The organism is Bacillus sp. AFS088145 (assembly GCF_002564465.1).
Taxonomy (GTDB): domain Bacteria; phylum Bacillota; class Bacilli; order Bacillales; family Bacillaceae_G; genus Gottfriedia.
In genome coordinates this window covers 1-2,142 of the sequence record NZ_NUUX01000074.1, presented here as the reverse complement: position 1 = coordinate 2,142, position 2,142 = coordinate 1, and the positions used below count along the sequence as shown (strand labels likewise).

Annotated in this window: 1 protein-coding gene; it reads right to left on the bottom strand. The window is 35.6% G+C overall.

Annotated elements, in window-relative coordinates:
* On the bottom strand, window positions 1–1,853 hold a 1,853-nt coding region (gene thrS / locus COI44_RS23680; protein ID WP_098430062.1), incomplete at its 3' end, for a threonine--tRNA ligase.
* Window positions 1,854–2,142: the final 289 nt, after the last annotated feature.

Genomic DNA, 2,142 nt, shown 5'->3' with positions numbered 1-2,142 from the left:
GTACCAATGTCACCTTCGCCACGTTTACGAATAGCTACAGTATTATTTTCAACCTCTTGATCACCTACTACTAACATATAAGGTAATTTTTGAAGTTGTGCTTCACGGATTTTATATCCAATTTTTTCGCCACGTAAATCAGCTTCAACACGGATTCCTGCCGCTTTTAATTGATCAGCAAGTTTTTGTGCATATTCATTGTGAACACTTGAAATTGGTAATACTGCTACTTGAACTGGTGCTAACCATAATGGGAATGCTCCAGCAAAATGTTCAGTTAAGATTCCTAAGAAACGGTCAATTGAACCATAAATTGCACGGTGGATAACAACTGGACGTTCTTTTTGGTTATCTTCATTAACATAAGTTAAGTCAAATTTCTCAGGCATTTGGAAATCTAATTGAATTGTAGCACATTGCCAGCTACGTTTTAATGCATCTTGAATATGGAAATCGATTTTCGGACCATAGAATGCGCCATCGCCTGGGTTTAATTTAAAGTCTAAGTTCTCAGATTTTAGAACATTTTCTAATGCCTGCTCTGCTGAGTTCCATAACTCTTCTGAACCCATTGAATCTTCTGGACGAGTTGATAATTCTACTTTGTAAGTGAATCCGAATACACCGTAAATTTCTTTAATTAAGTTAATTACTTCAATAATTTCGCCTTCAATTTGGTCTGGACGACAGAAGATATGTGCATCATCTTGAGTAAAAGTACGAACACGCATCATTCCATTTAAGGCACCAGAATATTCATGACGGTGAACTTGACCATTTTCACACATACGAACCGGTAGATCACGGTATGAATGTAATTTATTTTTATAAACTAACATATGACCTGGGCAGTTCATCGGTTTTAATGCGAATTTTGTTTCATCAACCTCAGTAAAGTACATGTTCTCATGGTAATGATGCCAGTGACCTGATTGCTCCCATAATCTTTGATTCATAATGAATGGTGTACGAACTTCTTTGTAATCTTTTGAAGTTTGTAATCCACGCTCATATTGTTCTAATTCATTACGGATAATAGTACCTTTTGGTAAGAAAAATGGCATACCAGGTGCTTCTTCAGAGAACATGAATAATTCAAGCTCTTTACCTAATTTACGGTGATCACGTTTTTTAGCTTCTTCTAATAAGTGTAAATGCTCTTCTAATTCCTTCTTACTTGGGAAAGCAGTACCATAAACTCGTTGAAGCATTTTATTATTTGCATCGCCTCTCCAATAAGCTCCAGCAACTGATAATAATTTAATCGCTTTTACACGGCCAGTTGTAGGAACATGTGGTCCACGGCAAAGGTCTACGAATTCACCTTGAGTATACATTGAAATAACTGCATCTTCCGGTAAATCACGGATTAATTCTAGTTTAAACTCATCGTCTAATTCAGTGAAGAATTTAATTGCCTCTTCACGACTAACCTCTGAACGAGTAATCGGTAAGTTTTCTTTAATAATTTTTTCCATTTCTTTTTCAATTTTCGGTAGGTCTTCTACTTTAATTGAAACAGGAAGATCAATATCATAATAGAAACCGTCTGCAGTTACTGGTCCAACTCCAAATGCAGCTTTTTCGCCTTTATAAAGACGTTTTACTGCTTGAGCTAAAATATGCGCTGAACTATGACGCATCATTTCTAATCCATCTTGATCATCTTGAGTAATTATTTGAACTTCACAATCTTCAGTAATAGGTGTATTTAAATCCACTAATTTACCATTAATTTTTCCACCAAGCGCTTTTTTCTTTAAGCTAATGGAGATTGAACCCGCGAAATCTTCAACTGTTGTATTTTGTTCCACCTCGCGAATTGATCCATCTGGTAATTTAATTGAAATCATTTAAGTTCACTCCTTTTTCAAATTAATTTTGACAATAAAAAAAGAGCACACTCGTAGGGACGAATGTGCTCGTGGTTCCACCCTAATTTAATGTACACAAAAATAAGTATACAAAATCTCAACGTTTTAACGGTCTACACCGATAGTAGTTAATTGTAAAAAAATACGTTCCCCACTATAGCTACAAGGTGGTAAGTCATTCAACGTATAGAGAATTCTCGCACCAAATGAATTCCTCTCTTACTATCGTCTTGAACGCTCGTGTCCTTGATCTTTGCTTTTCCTTATT